The 19,755-nt window shown below is 31.5% G+C and carries 8 protein-coding genes; all 8 read left to right on the top strand.

Annotated elements, in window-relative coordinates; all coding sequences use genetic code 11:
* Positions 1 to 407: 407 nt before the first annotated feature.
* The 8 genes from EV196_RS03470 to EV196_RS03435 all read left to right on the top strand — a co-directional run bounded on the left by EV196_RS03470 (position 408) and on the right by EV196_RS03435 (position 19,754).
* Complete coding sequence (locus EV196_RS03470) at positions 408 to 4,163, top strand: carbohydrate-binding protein (protein WP_132214916.1); 3,756 nt, start codon at positions 408 to 410, stop codon at positions 4,161 to 4,163.
* Positions 4,164 to 4,362: 199 nt separating this feature from the next.
* Positions 4,363 to 6,600 (top strand): ribonuclease R family protein, encoded by a 2,238-nt coding sequence (locus tag EV196_RS03465; RefSeq protein ID WP_132214914.1) that lies wholly within the window; start codon positions 4,363 to 4,365, stop codon positions 6,598 to 6,600.
* A gap of 172 nt (positions 6,601 to 6,772) precedes the next feature.
* Positions 6,773 to 8,992, top strand: a complete 2,220-nt coding sequence (locus tag EV196_RS03460) for an FUSC family protein (RefSeq protein ID WP_132214912.1) — start codon at positions 6,773 to 6,775, stop codon at positions 8,990 to 8,992.
* Between the two features lie 103 nt (positions 8,993 to 9,095).
* Entirely contained in the window at positions 9,096 to 9,770 is a 675-nt protein-coding gene (locus EV196_RS03455; RefSeq protein WP_132214910.1) for a head GIN domain-containing protein, read from the top strand.
* 266 nt (positions 9,771 to 10,036) lie between these two features.
* Positions 10,037 to 12,847 (top strand): helix-turn-helix and ligand-binding sensor domain-containing protein, encoded by a 2,811-nt coding sequence (locus tag EV196_RS03450; RefSeq protein WP_132214908.1) that lies wholly within the window; start codon positions 10,037 to 10,039, stop codon positions 12,845 to 12,847.
* A 232-nt stretch (positions 12,848 to 13,079) separates the two neighbouring features.
* Positions 13,080 to 16,091 (top strand): SusC/RagA family TonB-linked outer membrane protein, encoded by a 3,012-nt coding sequence (locus EV196_RS03445; protein WP_132214906.1) that lies wholly within the window; start codon positions 13,080 to 13,082, stop codon positions 16,089 to 16,091.
* Positions 16,092 to 16,100: 9 nt separating this feature from the next.
* Positions 16,101 to 17,582 carry a RagB/SusD family nutrient uptake outer membrane protein gene (locus EV196_RS03440; protein WP_132214904.1) on the top strand — a complete coding sequence of 494 codons (1,482 nt, stop codon included), beginning with the start codon at positions 16,101 to 16,103 and terminating at the stop codon, positions 17,580 to 17,582.
* Positions 17,583 to 17,678: 96 nt separating this feature from the next.
* Positions 17,679 to 19,754: a hypothetical protein gene (locus tag EV196_RS03435; RefSeq protein WP_132214902.1), complete on the top strand. Its 2,076-nt coding sequence runs from the start codon at positions 17,679 to 17,681 to the stop codon at positions 19,752 to 19,754.
* The last annotated feature ends 1 nt before the right edge of the window (position 19,755 follow it).

The following is a 19,755-nucleotide window of genomic DNA, read 5'->3' as shown; positions in this document are numbered from 1 at the left end:
TATAAGCATTTAAAAGACCTATATGAACACCTATTTTTAAAATATTTATTAATAATTAATAGTATTTTTAAGTTGTTAACAACTGTTTATAGAATTTTAAAAATCGTTAAAAATGAACTCTTTAAAGTAAAATAGATTGTTAATTACCTATTAATAGAATGTAAATTTATTGTAAACAAAATAAAACTTAAAAAAGTTATACCGCTATTAACAAGCAATCATAATCACCATTTTATTTTTTAAATTTTTAAAAGAAAATATTTATATAATATATAATGTGGATAACTAACTTTATTTTTTGAATTAAGGTTTATAATTAATAGTGTTTGCCCTATAATTTATACAAAATACTTTTTTTAATGCTTTTATTTATAATTATAAAATTATAGAAAAAATAATATTTAATTATGAAAGCAAAAATTACACTAGTTACATTTTTATTTTTTAACTGCATTATATTGTTGCAAACATTAAATGCACAAAACTTTGTTCATCCTGGTTTACCATTCACTATCAATGATTTAGAGCGAATGAAGGCAAACCGAAGCAATGTAGAACCTTGGAAAGAGTCATGGGACATTATTTTAGGTATGCAGCAATCATCTCTTGATTATCAAATGCAAGGACCCGCAGTAGAGGTTGTAAACAAAGGAAATGATGATCTTTTTATAAACGATGTAAATGCTGCACTTTATCATGCACTACAATGGTATTTTACAAAAGATTCAGCTCATGCTGAATTGGCCATGTCTATTATAGAACCATGGGCTACCACTCATAAATCATGGGGTGGAACGTCGGCACATCTTGGTGCTGCGTGGAGAGGTGGTACTCTTGTACAAGCTTGTGAAATTTTAAGATATACGTATCCAGGATGGACAGATGAACTTACGGCAAAAACAGAAGATTATTTTCGAGAGGTTTATTGGCCACTATTTAGACTGCCTAACCCATTACGAGCAGCTAACCAAGGAGCAAACAATCTTATGGGAGCTATGTATGTTGCTGTATATATTAACGATCAAGAAAAGTTTGACATGTGTATAGATGCTTATTTAAATGATCAATGTGGCGGTATTTCTAATACATTACCTAATGGTGAAAATGGAGATACAGGTAGAGATCAAGGACATGCTATGGGTATGATTGGAAATCTTGCTACATGTGCAGAAATTGCATGGGCACAAGGAATTGATTTATATGGTGTACTTGATAATAGATTACTTGCAGTACACGAGTATTGGACTAAATATAATTTAGGAAATGATGTACCTTGGATTGATTTTGGAACATGTTATAATTATTTTACATCTATTGGTGCTGATGGTAGAAATCCAGCTTCTTCAGATGCTATTCCTGTAACGGAATTAACTTATGGGGCATATGCGGTTCGTAAAGGTCTTTCAGCACCCTATATAACACAATATCGTGCTGCAATGGGAGTTGATGAGAATACATTTCTTTTTGCTAAGGATGCAACGTTTATGACCACTGCACCCTTTACTTCTGCATCTGATCCAGAATTTACTTTAAGTGAAGTTACCGATTTAACGGGTACAAATATTGGTTCTGTAGGAGTTAACGGTAATACAAATTATAGTAATGGAACTTGGACTATTGAAGGAGCAGGAACAGGTGTTTATAATTCTACTAGCGATTCCTTTCATTATGCATATAAACAAATAACTGGTGATGCAGTATTAATAGCAAAGGTAAATTCAATCGAAAACACAGATAGTAATGCTACAGCGGCAGTAGTAATAAGAGAAAGTTTGGCTGCTAATTCAAAAACAGCAACAATGTCTTTAAAGTCTACATCAGGTTCTATTTATAATTCACGCGGTTTTTATGCTGCTGATGGTAATGGTTCTCTTTCTGATCCAGAACCGGTTGCTCCATTTTGGATAAAGATTGAACGTAGAGGAGATAATATTGTTGGTTTTGTAGGTCCTGATGGTGTAAGTTGGTCTGCTCAACAAAATACTATGTTCGACATGTCTGATAATTTTTATATAGGTTTAGGAGTTTCATCTACAAATAGTATTGAGCTTTGTACTTCTGTTTTTACAGATGTTAAAATAGGTAATGTAGACGGAAATACCGAAGATTTAGGAGTTTATGCACAAATTGAAGCTGAAGATTATTCTTTAATGTCTGGTATTTCTACCGAAACTACTACAGATGTTTCAGGTAATGAGCAAGTAGCTTCAATAGAAGCAGGTGATTGGATGGAATATGAAATTAATGTACCTTTTTCTGGTACTTATATAATGGACTATCGTGTTGCAAGTGCTGTTGCAAGTGATATAACACTATCATCAGGAGCTGGATCTTTAGAACAAGTCACATTTACTTCTACTGGAGGTGATAATCAATGGACTACCATTCAATCTGCAACACCATTTTATTTATCAAAAGGAACGCAAACTATCAAAGTATTAGCTAATTCCAATGGTTTTAAATTAAATTGGATGCGATTATTATTAGAGTGTAAAGATATCCCTATTATTCCTTATGTGGAGTCGTTTAATACGTCTGGTGTATCTTTAGGTAAACGTCAAACTTCAGAAATCACTATTTTACCAGGAAATAAAGCGAGCTTAGAACCGTTAGAACAAGCAAGTGGCTCATGGTCTTGGACCGATGCAAACGATGTTATTATTTCAAATCAAAGAGTATTAGTATTAGATAATATTCAAAAAAGTGCATCTGGTAATTACAAAGTGACTTATACAGGAGATTGCGGTGCACCAATTACACAAATTTTTACTGTGAATGTTACAGATTCAATTTATATTGAAGCCGAAGATTATACACTAATGAATGGTGTAACCGTTGAAGTAACTAGCGATACAAGCGGTGTAAATAATGTTACTAATATGGGTTCAGGAGATTGGTTAGAATACCAAGTAAATGTACCATATAGAGCACTTTACACCATAGACTATCGTGTTGCAAGTGCTACAAACTCTATAAATTTCGATTTAAATATTAATGGGTCACTAACTAAAAACATAAGTTTTAGTGCAACTGGAGGGGCTCAAACTTGGGAAACTAAAACGCAATCTGCCATATATTTAGAAGAAGGGTTACAAACCTTAAGAATACTTCCAAGTACAAATGATTGGAATATCAATTGGTTACAGTTAAATTTTATAGAGTTAATTGACGCATGTAGTTTACCTTATCAAAATACGGGGTTTACAGTACAAAATACAGTAACTAACTGGACAACAGGACTCGTAAATATTTCATGTCAAGATGAAGTTGACGTATTAATAAAGTATGATGAAATTGGTACTTTAACGCAATCGGATAGCTTCAAAGTTTATTACAAATTAGATAGTGGTACAAAAACAGAACTAACCAATATACTAGTATCTGGTAGTAATAAATTTATTTATAAAGATAACTTATCAGGTAGTTCTTTGGAACTTATTATTGAAGCCCAATCATCAAGTTCTAGTGCTTATTATAATGTTTCAGCAATTTCTATTTATATGGGTCACGATGAATCAGACATCATACAAGCAGAACATTTTGATGCCGTTTCGGGATCTAATTCTGAAAATACTTCAGACACTGGTGGCGGATCTAATATGGCTGGAATTAAAAATGGTGCTTATTTAATGTATTCCAACATAAATTTAACAGGAGTAGAAACTATAAATGCGCGTTTTGCAACCAAAACAGTTGGAGGTATTTTAGAAGTAAGAACAGACTCCCCTACTGGCGAATTATTAGGTACAGTAACTTTGCCTAAAACAGGTACTAATTGGCAAACATGGAAAACATTTTCAGGTGCATTATCAAGTAAAGTTGGTTTTTATGATGTTTACTTAGTATTTAAAACTGTTGATCCAGCTAGTACAGCTTATGTAGGCAACATCAATTGGTTTGAGTTAGTTGGTTCTTTAAGTACTTCTGAAGTAAGTTTAGAAAACAACATCGTTATATATCCAAACCCAGTAAAAAACATCATGAATATCACTATAAAACAAGGTATAGAACTTAAACAAGTTAACATATATAATATTCAGGGATCACATGTACTATCAACAAAAGATTTAAAAATTGATACCTCCCATTTAACATCAGGTATGTATTTTGTGGAATTAAATACGAATCTTGGAAAACAAGTTAAAAAAGTAATTATTGAATAACTAAAAATTTTTAATTTAAAAAAAGGCTTACATGAGAATTTGTAAGCCTTTTTTTTATGATTTAATATTAACAAAACATCCATTTAATATTTAAATCGTAGCTTTGTATAAAATAAATAGCAAATCTTCTCCTAAAATAAAGCTATTTAATAACAGAATTTCCAGTATCTTAGGAAATGAATATGATTACAAAAATTAAATGACAAGAAAGAAAAAAGGGAAATCCAAAAAAGGTATTTCCAACCTTACAAATACTATTTTAAGTATTTTAAAAAAAGATAGAAACCAAAGTTTTAACTATAAACAAATTGCTGCTAAATTAGATGTTAACGATGCTAGCAGTAGAAATCAAATTATTAAAAAATTAGCAGAACTTGCTGTAAAAAAAGAAATTGAAGAAGTAGAACGCGGTAAGTTTAAAGCAGTTCATAATGCAGAATACCATAAAGGTATCTTAGATTTATCTGGTAAAGGAACTGGTTACATTATCAGTGATGATTTTGATGATGATGTATTTATCGCATCAAACAATATAAATAAATCCTTAAATGGTGATGAAGTAGAATTCTATGTTTATAAACGTCGCCACCGTGGTAAATTAGAAGGTGAAATTACCCAAGTTTTAAAACGTGAAAAAAGTGAGTATGTCGGCACCATTCAAATTCATGAGAAAAAGAATTTTGCTTTTGTAGTAGCCGATAGTAATAAAATGTACAAAGATATTTTTGTACCTATCAATAAAATAAATAAAGCCGAAGATGGTGATAAGGTATTAGTTAAACTTGAAGATTGGCCAGAAAATGCCGATTCCCCTTATGGAAAAGTGATTCAAGTTTTAGGAAAACCAGGAGATCATAATACCGAAATCCATTCTATTCTAGCGGAATATGGCTTGCCTTACGAGTTTCCGCATGAAGTTGAAGAATTTGCAAATAAAATTGATACGTCCATAACGAAAGAAGAAATTGCAAAACGTCGCGATATGCGTCAAGATTTAACCTTCACCATCGACCCAAAAGATGCAAAAGATTTTGATGATGCCCTTTCCTTTAAAATATTGAAAAATGGTTTGTATGAAATAGGCATTCATATTGCCGATGTATCGCATTATTTACAAGAAGGAACTGTTTTAGATGATGAAGCTTACGAGCGCGCAACGTCTATTTATTTGGTAGATCGGGTGGTTCCCATGCTTCCAGAAGTATTATCAAACAATGCTTGTTCGTTACGTCCGCATGAAGAAAAATTAACTTTTTCTGCAGTCTTTCAAATGAATGAAAAATGTGAGATTAAAAACGAATGGTTTGGTAGAACCGTAACATATAGTGATGCGCGTTTTGCTTATGAAGAAGCGCAAGCTATCATCGAAAATAATGTCAGTTTGAGCGCAGTTGAAACCTCTCAGTTGGACAAAATCAACACAACCATTCCAAAAGAAGTTTCACTTACAGATAAAGCATACAATACCACTCCAGAAATTGCCCAAGCCATCTTAAAAATGGATGAACTAGCAAAAAAAATGCGTGCAAAACGTATGACTGCTGGGGCTATTTCGTTTGATAAAGTAGAAGTAAAGTTCAATTTAGATGAAAATGCAAACCCCGTAGGTGTTTTTTTCAAAACCAGTAAAGATGCCAATAAATTAATTGAAGAATTTATGTTGTTGGCAAACCGAAAAGTATCGGAATTTGTTGGTAAAAAAGATCCTAAAAAAACCTTTGTTTATCGTATTCACGATGAGCCAGACGATAGTAAACTGGCTAATTTACAAGGTATTGTTTCAAAATTTGGTTATAAATTAAATTTTAAAGACCGAAAAACAACCTCAGCATCACTTAACTTTTTATTAAAGGAAGTGAATGGTAAAAAAGAACAAAATTTAGTAGATACTTTGGCTATTAGAAGTATGAGCAAAGCCGAATATTCCACACATAATATTGGTCATTATGGGTTGGCGTTCGATTATTACAGTCATTTTACATCACCTATTCGTCGTTATCCCGATGTGATGGCGCACCGTTTATTGCAATTGTATTTAGATGGCGGAAAATCGGCTAATGAAGACCTTTATGAAGATAAATGCAACCATTCCAGTAACATGGAAAATTTAGCTACCAAAGCGGAGCGCGATTCTATCAAATACATGCAAATTAAATTTATGCAAGATCATAAAGATGAAGAGTTTGTAGGCGTTATTTCTGGTGTAACCGATTGGGGAATTTATGTTGAAATTATTTCGAATAAATGTGAAGGTATGGTAAGCGTTCGAGATATGAAAGACGATCATTATGCCTTCGACCAAGATCAATATGCTATGGTTGGAAGAAACACAAAAACCATGTATCAACTTGGTGATGAAGTAGTTGTAAAAGTTAAAAACACCGATTTAGTTAAAAAACACCTCGATTTCAACTTAATAGGAAAACACGAAGCATAGGTTTTATAAAGTTTTACATTCTATTAAAATTTTGTGCTTTATTTTTAAGCATTTATAAAATATAGAGCGGTTAATTTCTTTAAATATATTTTAGAAGTATTTTAAGCTTAAAACTTCCAAATAAAAAGTCATACCTAAAAATACTTCATAAATTTGGAGCTTAGTTTAATTTATGATTAATAATTTAATTAGGTATTTTAAGAGCATCCACTTTATTAAAGCATTTTTAGTTGCTTTAGCAATGGCTGTTCCTGTGTTAATATCTATATTTTTTTTCGATAGATTAGATATCGGGTTTAGTATTGCTTTGGGGACAATTTTATGTGCACCATCCGATATTCCTGGAGGTTTAAAACATAAGTTTTATGGTATTTTAGCTTCCATAATATTAGCGTTTACCATAACGCTTTTAATAGGTTATTTTAAAAATTACCTTCCTGTTTTAATTCCTTTACTAGTCATTTTAGTTTTTTCAGTTTCTTATATTTCGGTATTTGGCTTTAGGGCGTCATTGGTTTCATTAACAGGTTTATTGGCGCTGGTTTTAGCTTTTACGCGTCAAAATACCGAAACTTCAATTTTAGAACATGCTTTATTTATAGCTTTAGGTGGTTTTTGGTATTTATTTCTAATCATGTTATCTCAAGTCTTATTAAAAAAAGCTCAGATAGATTTTTTGTTTGTTCAATTGATTGAAAAAACTTCAGAATTTGTAAAAATAAGAGGCAAGTTATTAGTTGAAACAGAGGATAGAAGCAACCTTTTAGAGCAGATTTTTAAACTTCAAACGGAAATTAATGAACTGCACGAAACCATAAGGGAAGTTATTTTAGAAAAAAGGCAAAGCTCTGGTTTTAGTAACAGAACAAGACGCCAGCAACTCATATTTTCTAAAATTATGGAAATATATGAGTTGGCTATTTCAAACACGATTGATTATGATAAGTTTGATACCTTATTTAAAGAGCATCCTGAAAAAGTAGATGAGTTTAAATTATTAATTTTTGAAATTTCAGAACGGTTACATCATATTTCTAAAGTTATTTTAAATGAAGAAAAGCTAGCGTTCAATAACAATTTTAAAGTATTATTAAAAAAAATAGATAACCATATTCAAATTTATAAAGTAAGTGTTGGTTTGCCAGAATCTAGGGAAGGAGTTATTTTTTTATTAAACTATAAAGCCTACCAAGAAAAACAAATTGGCAACTTAAATGATATTGTTAGAATATTGTCTAATTATTCTAAAAACGATAAAATTAGGTCTATTAAGGATGCTGAGCAGTTTATTACACCTCAAGATTATGATTTTAGAAAACTGAATGCAAACTTTAGTTTTAAGTCACCAACTTTTAGGCATTCTCTAAGGTTAACCTTAACCATGTTAATTGGTTTTATTATTGGTAATCTTATCGATATGCAACAACCCTATTGGATTTTATTAACCATTGTTGTGATTATGCGACCTAGTTACGGGTTAACAAAAGAACGAACTTTTCAACGTGTTGTTGGTACATTAATAGGTGCTGCTATTGGTGTAGGCATTGTATTATTAACACAAAACATGATTATTTATGGCGTAATTGCGGCAATATCCTTAATAATTGGGTTTTCATTAGTAAAAAATAACTATAGAAATGCAGCGGCTTTTATTACCATGTATGTTATTTTTATGTTTGCCCTCATACATCCCAATATATTAACCGTTATAAAATTTAGAGTTTTCGATACTTTAATTGGTTCTTCATTAGCATACATAGCAAATTACTTTTTTTGGCCAGCTTGGGAATCTAAAAATATTAAAGAGTTTTTCTCTAATTCCATTCAATCTTTTTCAGATTTTCTAAAAGAAATAGATACTCTATATCATGAAAAAGGCGATGTTTCAACCGCATATAGTTTAGCCAGAAAAGAAGCCTTTTTACAAGTTGGAAATTTAAACGCGGCCTACCAAAGGTTAACTCAAGAACCAAAATCTAAACAAGAAAATAGTGCCATGATTTATGATTTGATAACTATTTTCAACACGTATTTATCGTCACTTTCTGCATTGGGCATGTTTATACGCACCAATGAAACGGGTAAAGTTCCAGAACAATTTGAAATTTATGTAAAACATATTTTATTTAATTTAAATGAAGCCATTAGTATTTTAAATAATGTTGATGAATCGAACATTAGTCTAGATTCTGAAGCATTAGCTCTGGCATCAAAAAATTATGAAGACTATTTTAATGATTTATCTACAGCAAGAGATAAGGAAATCGAAAAAGGCTTGCCAATTACTAAAGTAATGCGGCAACAATTGCACGAAACCCAGTTAGTATTCGAGCAAGTGAGATGGTTATTCAACTTATCGGAAGGTTTAGTTAAAAAATTGAAGAAAATTTAATTTTTAAAACCAATGATTTAGATGAATGGTAAAATTTTATTAAAAAAAAAATCACAACGGAATAATAATTGATATTCTTCGTTTTAAACAAAAACATACAAAAATGAAACGCTTAATCTTATTAGTAACAGTTTTAATATCTGGAGCTGCCATCGCTCAAAACCCAATAGAAAAATCGTTAGGAGATTTTCAGGAACTTAAAGTTTACGATTTAATAGAAGTTGAGTTAGTAAAATCTACCGAAAATAAAGCTATTATCACAGGAAGAGATACCGACGATGTGATTATAAACAATAAAAATGGTACGCTTAAAATTAAAATGACCATTGGAAAAAGTTTTGATGGAAATAAAACCAAAGTAATTTTACATTACACATCTTTAGATATTATAGATGCGAATGAAGGTGCTAAAATAGCTGGAAAAGACACTATTGAGCAATTTGAGATAGATTTAAGAGCCCAAGAGGGTGGAAGTATTGAAATACCTTTAAATGTTACCTACACTATTGTAAAAGCGGTTACAGGTGGTAAAATTAAAACGTCTGGTACATCAAAATCTCAAAAAGTATCCCTGTTAACAGGGGGCATATATGAAGGAGAAACACTGGAAACCGATAAAACAGAGGTTTCCATAAATGCTGCTGGAGAAGCCTATGTAAAAGCCTCAAAACAAGTAGATGCAAAAGTAAGAGCAGGAGGCGATGTATATATTTATGGAAAACCAGAAACTATTAACGAAACCACAGTTTTAGGTGGTAGAATTAAAAAAATAGAATAAAACCTTTTTTTAGATATTTTTTTTAAAAGAGGTTATCTGAAAAGTGTAATTCTTTGTCATATTGAGCTTGTCGAAATATTTTGACTTACGATAATCAACATTGGTTTCGAGAAGCTCAACCTGACAAAGCAAATGAAAAACACTTTATAGATAGCCTCTTTTTTGTTTCCGTTTTTTTGAAAGCGTCTATATAATTATTATACAATTTTCCCTTTACTTTTTATTTTTTACTAAATTAGTATTCTTATAAGTCCTTAAACGATTTAATGCCAATTAAACCACTATCTATATTATTCATATTATTTTTTTTCATTGTAGCTAATGGACAAGAGCATCCGCCTATAAAAACTTTTTCGCCAAATGAATATGGCGCAGAAAATCAAAATTGGGCCATATCACAATCTAAAGAAAAGGAAATTTATATAGCTAATAGTATTGGCTTATTGGTTTATAATGGTGCTAAATGGGTACTCTATAACTCACCCAACCAAACCAATATTAGGTCTGTTAAAGTCATAGACGAATTAATTTATACCGGTTGTTATAAAGAGTTTGGTTATTGGAAAAAAAACAATTTTGGTATATTAAATTACACCTCTTTATCATCAGAACTTGAAATATCTTTTTTAGATGATGAAGAAATTTGGAACATCATAAATGTTGATGATTTTATTCTGTTTCAATCCCTTAAACGTATTTATGTTTACAGTAAAAGCGATAATACCTGTTCTGTAATAAATTCTAAATCTACTATTTATAAAGTATTTAAAATAAATGAAGGTGTTTATTTTCAGAAAACAAAAGAAGGTATTTTTGAAATTGTAGATGGTAAGGCGCAATTAGTTTCCAATCATCCTATTTTAAAAGAAAATTTATTGGTTAATATTTTCAACCATCAAGGTAACATCCTATTTCAAACAGAAGATAATGGTTTTTATATTTTCAAAAATAATACACTTACAAAATGGGATATTTCAGCTAATAATTTGCTTTCAAATGATAGAATTTATAGCAGCATTAAGTTAAAAGACAATAGTTTTATTCTGGGAACTATTTCTAATGGTATTTTGCATCTAACTGCAAATGGAGATATTAAACACCATATAAATCAAGATAATGGACTAAGCAACAATACGGTACTTTCAGTATTTGAAGATGTTGACAAAAACGTATGGTTAGGTTTAGAAAATGGTATTAATTGTATCAATATCAATTCACCATTTAGTATTTATAACGATAAAAAAGGTGAAGTTGGCTCTGTGAATGCCTCTATTTTATTCAAAGATTTTTTATATATCGGTACCAATCAAGGGTTATTTTATAAAGAAATTAATTCAGAGAATCAATTTAAGCTTATACCAGGAACTAAAGGTGCTGTTTGGTGTTTAACAGATATTAATGGTACACTGTTTTGTGGACATAACTCTGGAACTTTCATAATAAACGGCACGCAGGCTGCGTTAATTTCTGATGTTCAAGGTACTTGGAATATTAAAACAATTCCTGAAAACAATCATTTATTACTTCAAGGTAACTATAATGGTTTAAACATTATTGAAAACAAACAAGGACAATGGGTGTTTAGAAATAAAATAGAAGGTTTTGATGGTTCGAGTCGTTATTTTGAAATGCTTAATAATACCGATGTATTTGTAAGCCACGAGTATAAAGGTGTTTTTAAAATAAAGTTGGACGCTAACTATATTAAGACTATTTCTGTATTAAAAGACACTTCTGTTGCTAAAGGACTTAAAACCAGTATAATAAAATATAAAAATAACATATTATATACACAAAAAGATGGTATTTTTAAGTTTAATGAAGTAAAAAACAGGTTTGAAAGAGACTCTGTTTTAAGCAAATTTTTTTCAAAAGAAGAATACACCTCTGGTAAATTAGTATTCAACAAGGATACCAATACGCTTTGGGCTTTTTCATTGGAAAACATGAGTTATTTAACTACTTCCAAACTTAGTAACAGTTATAAAATTAATACCATTTCATTACCAAGTTCGTTAAGAAATGATATTACAGGTTACGAAAACATTTCCTATATTAATAACAACAAATATTTGTATGGTAATACCTTAGGATATATAATAATAGATTTGGATAAGTTAACATACAAATCGCACAAAGTATATCTTAACTCAATTTCCAATGGTAATTATAAAAATGGTTTTAAATCTCAATTTTTAGATATATCAAAAAAAGGCATTTTTAAAAATAACGAAAATAATTTTGAGTTTAATTACAGTGTACCAGAATACAATAAATATTTAGAAGCCGAATATCAATATAAACTAGAAGGTATTTATGATGAATGGAGCAATTGGTCTTCACATCCAAGTGTTTTATTTGAAAATTTACCCTATGGCGAATACACTTTTTATGTTAAATCCAGATTAGGAAATGAAGTTTCAGAAAACATCGAAACCTATAGCTTTAAAATTGATGCACCGTGGTATTTAACTAAGGTAATGTTTGCTATCTATTTTATTTTGTTGGCTCTATTTTCTTTATTGATGCACACATTGTATAAACGGTATTATAGAAAACAGCGCGAAAAATTACTTTACAGAACACAGCGGGAGTTAGAATTGAAAGAGTTGGAAAATAAAGAGCAAGTAATGCTCCACAACAATGATAAATTAAGACAGGATATTGACAATAAAAATAGAGAATTAGGTATTTCAACCATGAGTTTAATCAAGAAAAATGAATTCTTAAATACCATAAAAAGTGAATTACAAAAATCTCAAGACCCAAAAAGTTTAAAACGTGTTATTAAAATAATAGATAAGAATTTAACCAATACCGATGATTGGCACGCCTTTGAAGAAGCTTTCAATAACGCCGATAAAGATTTCCTTAAAAAGATAAAATCGCAGCATCCTGCATTAACATCGAACGACTTAAAACTTTGTGCTTATTTGCGTTTAAATTTAACATCTAAAGAAATTGCCCCCTTACTTAACATATCATCGAGAAGTGTTGAAGTAAAACGTTACCGGTTACGTAAAAAAATGGATTTACCCCATGAATCTAGCTTAACAGATTATATTTTAGAGATATAACAACACAACAGTATTTACTTTTACCCATACAAGACCACAACATTTGTGGTTTTATCAACTTTTCCAAAAAAAAATATTAAATGCATTTTTGATAATATTACCCTTGATTATTGTGGTTTTGATAATATTTAACCATTTTTTTTATGATGTATGTTTTTTGTTGCGGTTAAAAATTATAATACACCAATCAATAAAATTAAATTTACATAAACTAAAAATAAACTAAATTAATATGAGGCATTATCTCTTTAAAATCCTAGCATTATTCTTTATTGCATATTCTGGAGCTCAGAATGTGAATGTTAGTGGAAATGTTCAAGACAACTCCGGATTTCCAATTCCGGGTGTCAATGTAATCGTAAAGAATACAACTAAAGGAACTGTAACAGATTTTGATGGTAATTTTACCATTTCAGATGTTAAAACTGGTACAACAGTCGTCTTTAGTTATATTGGTTACGTAACAAAAGAAGTAGTTATTACCAATAGTTCTAAATTAACCGTTCAATTAGTAGAAGATTTAGCAAAACTTGATGAGGTTGTTGTAATTGGTTATGGAACACAAACTAAAAAGGAAATAACAGGAGCAGTAAGTGTTGTTGGTTCCGAAGCTATTGAAGCTTTAAAACCTACCCGAATTGAACAAGCCTTACAAGGGCAAGTGGCAGGGGTTAACATAACAACGCAATCGGGCTCACCAGGTGGAGGATCTACCATTAGTATTCGTGGGGTTTCTACCAACGGCGACAGTAAACCATTAATTTTGGTTGATGGTAACGTTATTGAAGACCTAAGCGTTTTAAATCCAAACGATATTGAAAGCATCAACATACTTAAAGATGCAACAGCAGGTATTTATGGTGTAAGAGCGGCCAACGGTGTTGTTCTTATAAAAACCAAAACAGGGCGTAAAGAAATGCCTATAACGGTAGAGTATAGTGCTTATGCTGGTTTTCAACAAACAACTCGTAAAATTCCTGTTTTAAATGCAACAGAATATGCAGCTATTGTAAACGAAGCATATGCAGCAGGTGGTAATGCCATACCATTTACAGATTTGGCAAGTTTAGGTACTGGTACCGATTGGCAAGACAAGGTTTTTGAAAATGCGCCAATTACCAATCACAATATATCATTTCGTGGTGGTGGAAAAAAATCGGCATATTCCTATAGTGGATCTTTTTTAACCCAAGATGGTATTGTTGGTGGAAGTCAATCAAATTTCACACGTTTTACAAACAACGCCAGTTATAATTTAGACTTTCTAGATAATTTTAAATTCACATCGGGGCTTACCTTAATGAGAACTAACAAAAAGAATCTTCCAGAAAACTCTAATTCTTCGGTACTTTTTAATGCTATTAATATGGCACCAACATTTTCTGTATATGATGAAAATGGCGATTATACTTTAGCAGAAGGTTTGGGCGGTGAGGTTATTAATCCATTAGCACAAATTGATGATACTTATGATAGAGGTAAGGTTATGAGGTTAAGCGGTAACGCAGGTTTATCATACAATTTCTTAGATCATTTTACAGCGCAATCAAACATTCAATTTAATTATTCTGAAGTATCTTCAAAAGTATTCAATCCAATAGCATATTTTGGTAGTGGTAAAAATAGTAATGTGGATAGAAGTAGTGTAACCGAAAATTTAGATTACTATAAAGATTACACATTTGATGCGTTTATTAAATATGAAAACAAAATTAACGACATCCATAACATCAACTTACTTTTAGGAACATCTGTATTTAAAACAACTGGAGAATACACTGGAGCTACTGGATTTGATATTATAGATAATGATGTTGCTAATGCAAATTTAGAGCAAACTACAGATATTGAAAATAGAAACAGATTTACTGGTTACAATGATAAATTCGATTCTAGATTACTATCTTATTTTACAAGAATTCAATACGATTATAAAGGAAAATATCTGTTTTCAGGTGTAGTACGTCGTGATGGTTCAACTAAATTCGGACCTAAAAATAAGTTTGGTTTTTTCCCATCTGCTTCTATTGGTTGGGTAGCATCCGATGAAGATTTTCTTAAAAACAATTCATTAATTAATCTTTTAAAAGTAAGAGCTTCTTACGGTGTTTTAGGAAATGATAGAATTGGTGATTATAGATATGTATCTCTGTTAAATGGAGAAGGCACCTATATTTTTAATGATGTTGAATTAATAGGATTAGCAAGTGGTGGTATTGCCAACCCAGAAATTAGATGGGAAAAACAAAAAACACTCGATTTTGGTATAGACCTTCGTCTTTTAGATAACAAACTGGATATTACAGCCGATTATTTTAAAAAAACAACCGAAGATTTATTAGTAGCTCCAGAAGTTTCAGGATTACTTGGTACAGGTGAATCTCCTTATGTAAACGGTGGTACCGTTGAAAATGAAGGTCTTGAATTTGCTATTGGATATTCAAATAGAGTTAACGATAATTTTAAATTCAGTGTTAAGTATAACGTAACATATATTAAAAATGAAGTTACATATGTAGATACTAACACAGGCTTTTTAACAGGAGGAAGTTTTGGTATTAGCCAACCAGCACCTTCTAGAATGGAAGCTGGTCATGCTATGGGCTATTTTTATGGCTATGAAACTGATGGTATTTTCCAAAATCAAGCTGAAATTAATGAATCTGCTGTGGGCGATATTGCACCAGAACCTGGCGATATTAAATATGTAGATCAAAACAAGGATGGTGTTATCACTGTCGATGATAGAGTTGATATTGGAAACCCAATACCAGACGCCACTATGGGTCTTAATATATCGTTAGATTATAAAAATTTCGATTTTAGTGCCTATGCATTTTCTTCAATTGGAAACGAAATAGTTCGGAATTACGAACGTGGACAACAGCTTACCAACAGAACCAATTCTTATTTAGCACGTTGGACAGGTGAAGGTACAAGTAACTCATTCCCTAGAGTGTCTAACGGTGCAACACCTAATGGTTTGTTCTCAGATTTTTATGTTGAAGATGGGTCGTTTATCCGTTTACAAAACGTTCAATTAGGTTATACTTTTAATGAATTTTCAAATTCTAAAATAAGCAAACTGCGTATTTATGTTTCTGCAAGTAATTTATTTACACTAACAGAATACAAAGGTTACGATCCAACAACTTCAAATGGTGATCCACTTGGAGGAGGTATAGACCAAGGGTTTTACCCAAGTGCTAAAACATTTTTATTAGGTGTTAATTTAAAACTTTAATTAAGTATTATGAAAAATTTTAAAACTATAAATATCCTGGTATGTTTTGCTTTTTTAGCAATATTCTCTTGTGCTGATGACTTTATTGATGTGGCATCACAAGATGAAAATTCAGGAGATTTTTTCAATTCGGAAGAAGATTATCAAAAAGCATTAATAGCGGCTTACGATTATTTACAAGCTACTGCTCAACAAAATCAAATCGCCGAAATAGCATCTGATAATACATTAGCGGGTGGTGAAAGTGCTACCGATACTCCAGGTATTCAAGAAATTGACGATATGATTCACACATCAACAAACGATCAATTACGAAATATTTGGAAGTGGATGTACACAGGTGTAAACCGTACCAATTATATTATGGAATTTCAAGATAAAACTGATTTTGCCAACAAAACAAGTGTATTGGCTCAAACCAGATTTTTAAGAGCATTCTATTATTTTGAATTGGTTAAATGGTTTGGCGATGTGCCTTTAGTAGTTGATAAACGTATTCTATATGGTGAACAATTTGGTTTAGAAAGAACACCAAAAGCGCAAGTTTATGCTCAAATAGAAGACGATTTAAATTTTGCTATAGAGAACTTACCTTATACACAAAGTGAAACAGGTAGAGTAACAAAAGGAGCTGCACAGGCGTTACTAGGAAAAGCTTATTTATATCAAGATAAGTTTACGGAATCTGCAACCGTTTTAGAAGACTTAATTAGCAAAGGACCATATGATTTAGTACCTACTGCATTGGCACCCTTAATGTGGGAAAACGAATATGAAAATAATATAGAGTCTGTTTTTGAAATTCAATATTCTGATGTTGATGGAGGTTCTTACGATTGTTTTGAGTGTTTAGAAGGTAATTATGCTGTTGGTTTCAATGGTGTAAGAGGTTATGAAGGGCCTGTTTTCGATTTTGGTTACAGTTTCAATGTACCAACTCAAGATGTTGTTGATGCCTTTGAAGATGGAGATATTCGTTTAGATTATTCAATATTGGATATTAAACAATGGATAATTGATAATCCAACAGCAAGTTATAATGAAGATGCTGGTTATGAACAAACCGGTTATTATAACAGAAAATATATTGCACGTTTAGGAGACCAAAACCGTCCAGATGCAGCACTAACAAACCCTAATAATTTTCGCGAAATACGTTTTGCAGATGTATTGTTAATGGCTGCAGAGGCTTTAAACCGTGGCAATATTAGCGACGAAAGAGCAAAAATCTATTTAAACAGAGTTCGTAATAGAGCTACTTTAGGCAATATTACAACATCAGGAAACAACTTAACCAACGATATTTATAAAGAACGTCGTGTAGAATTTGTTGGTGAAGGTCTACGTTTCTTCGATTTAGTTAGAACAGGAAGAGCTGCCGGAACAATTCCAGGTTTTCAATCAAATAAAAATGAACTTTTTCCAATTCCTATTGAAGAAATTGAACTTTCAGGAAATACTTGGACTCAAAACCCAGGATACGAAAACTAAAAATGATATGAAATGAGCCTTATAAGAGGCTGATATAAAACAAAAGTCTATAAGCAAAATAGCATTAGACTTTTTAAAACTAATAAATATCTACAAATGAAAACATTAAAATATATATTTAGGCTAAGCCTAGTTTTTTTCTTCTTTATAAATTGTACAGAAGATAATAATGATTTGAGTTTTATAGATAATGTTGCAGCACCTTCAAATGTTTCAGCGTTATTTCAAATAACTCAAGATAATACAGGGTTGGTAACCATAACTCCAAACGCAGAATCGGCCGTTTCATACAATATAACGCTGGGCGATGGTTCAGAAGTTATTAATGTAAAACAAGGCTCTAGTGGTACTCATGTGTATGCCGAAGGAAGCTATACAGCAAAAATAGAAGCTGTAGGCATTACAGGACTTACTACAGAGGTTTCAAAAGACATTGTGGTATCTTTTAAAGCACCAGAAAATTTAGAGGTTACTATTGAAAACGATGCGGCTTTAACTAAGCAAGTAAACGTTACGGTAACTGCAGATTTTGCTATGTTTTATGAAGTGTATTTCGGAGAAGCTGGTAATGATGAGCCTGTGCTTGGTAATATTGGCGAAACTGTAAGTTACACCTACCAAGAAGTAGGAACGTATACCATTCGAATAGTTGCAAAAGGTGGTGCCATTGAAACTACCGAATATTCTCAGGAATTTTTGGTAACAGCTATTTTACAGCCTATTACAAATGCCACCACACCACCACGTCGTGATGCTGCTGATGTTATTTCTATTTACAGTGATGCTTACACCAGTATTTCTGGAGTGAATTTTTTTCCAAACTGGGGACAAGCAACTACATACACTCAAATTGATGTTGAGGAAAATAATATAATTCAATATGGTGATTTGAACTATGAAGGTGTTGATTTTGGAACTACAATTGACGCTTCTGCTATGGAATATTTACACATTGATGTTTGGACAGCCGATTTGGCTTCCTTAGAAATTTTCCCAATAAGCTCTGGTACTGGTGAGAAATCTGTTGTAAAAAACCTTGTTGCAGACGAATGGGTTAGTTTTGATATTCCATTAAGTGATTTTACATCCCAAGGCTTATCAATGGACGATTTATTTCAGTTCAAATTTGTGTCTCCTACTGGAACGGGTACTATATTTTTAGATAATATCTATTTTTATAAACCATCAAGCATTCCAACAGAACCTATTGTTAAAGCACCAACACCAACAGCACCACAGGCTAATGTTATTTCTATTTTTAGTAATGCATATACTAATGTTGCTTTAAGTGAGGTAAACCCAAATTGGGGGCAATCTACTACTTTATCAAGTGTTAATATAGAAAGTAATACTACTTGGTTATACGAAAACTTAAACTATACTGGTTTAGTAACCGATTATGGGAATCCTACAGATTTAACAGGTAAGACCTTTGTTCATTTCGATTATTTTACACCAGACGCAACAACTTTGGGATTAAAATTGGTTAACACATCCTATGCAGATGGTAATGCACTTAAAGAAGATATAGAATTTGTTTCAAGCTTATCATTGGGTACTTGGGTAAGTGTAGATATTCCTTTATCTGATTTTTCAACAGATATTTCAGGAATCACTCAAATTATTTTTGAATCTTCTACGGCCAAAGTATATATAGATAACCTATATTTTTATACTAATGGCGATGGTAGTGCTCCTACGGTAGCAGCGCCAACACCTACGTTTAGTGCAAGTAGTGTTGTATCAATATTTAGTGATGCTTACACCAATGTGGCCCTAAGTGAAGTGAATCCAAATTGGGGACAAACAACAACCTTAACAACTACCAATATTGGAGGTAATAATATCTGGTCGTATCAATCTTTAAATTATACTGGTATTGTAACTAGTTATGATAACCCAACTAATTTATCAGGTTTGAAATATGTACACTTCGATTATTTTACTCCTGATGCAACAACGCTTGGTTTAAAATTAGTTAACACAGCTTATGCTGATGGTAATGCTCTTAAAGAAGATATAGAATATGTAACAAGTATAATTAAAGGAACTTGGGTAAGTGTAGATATTCCTTTAGCTAATTATTCAACAGATATTTCAGCAATTTCACAATTTGTTTTCGAGTCTTCTGGAGCCAATGTATATATCGATAACTTTTACTTTCATAATTAAA

It is taken from the genome of Mariniflexile fucanivorans, from assembly GCF_004341235.1.
Classification (GTDB): Bacteria; Bacteroidota; Bacteroidia; order Flavobacteriales; family Flavobacteriaceae; genus Mariniflexile; species Mariniflexile fucanivorans.
Note: the sequence above shows the minus strand (reverse complement) of the source record. Positions and strands in the feature narration are given on the sequence as shown.

Excerpts from the sequence above, each read along its gene's own strand:
- EV196_RS03470 (WP_132214916.1), top strand. The coding sequence starts at position 408 with ATGAAAGCAAAAATTACACTAGTTACATTTTTATTTTTTAACTGCATT.
- EV196_RS03465 (WP_132214914.1), top strand. The coding sequence starts at position 4,363 with ATGACAAGAAAGAAAAAAGGGAAATCCAAAAAAGGTATTTCCAACCTT.
- EV196_RS03460 (WP_132214912.1), top strand. The coding sequence starts at position 6,773 with ATGATTAATAATTTAATTAGGTATTTTAAGAGCATCCACTTTATTAAA.
- EV196_RS03455 (WP_132214910.1), top strand. The coding sequence starts at position 9,096 with ATGAAACGCTTAATCTTATTAGTAACAGTTTTAATATCTGGAGCTGCC.
- EV196_RS03450 (WP_132214908.1), top strand. The coding sequence starts at position 10,037 with ATGCCAATTAAACCACTATCTATATTATTCATATTATTTTTTTTCATT.
- EV196_RS03445 (WP_132214906.1), top strand. The coding sequence starts at position 13,080 with ATGAGGCATTATCTCTTTAAAATCCTAGCATTATTCTTTATTGCATAT.
- EV196_RS03440 (WP_132214904.1), top strand. The coding sequence starts at position 16,101 with ATGAAAAATTTTAAAACTATAAATATCCTGGTATGTTTTGCTTTTTTA.
- EV196_RS03435 (WP_132214902.1), top strand. The coding sequence starts at position 17,679 with ATGAAAACATTAAAATATATATTTAGGCTAAGCCTAGTTTTTTTCTTC.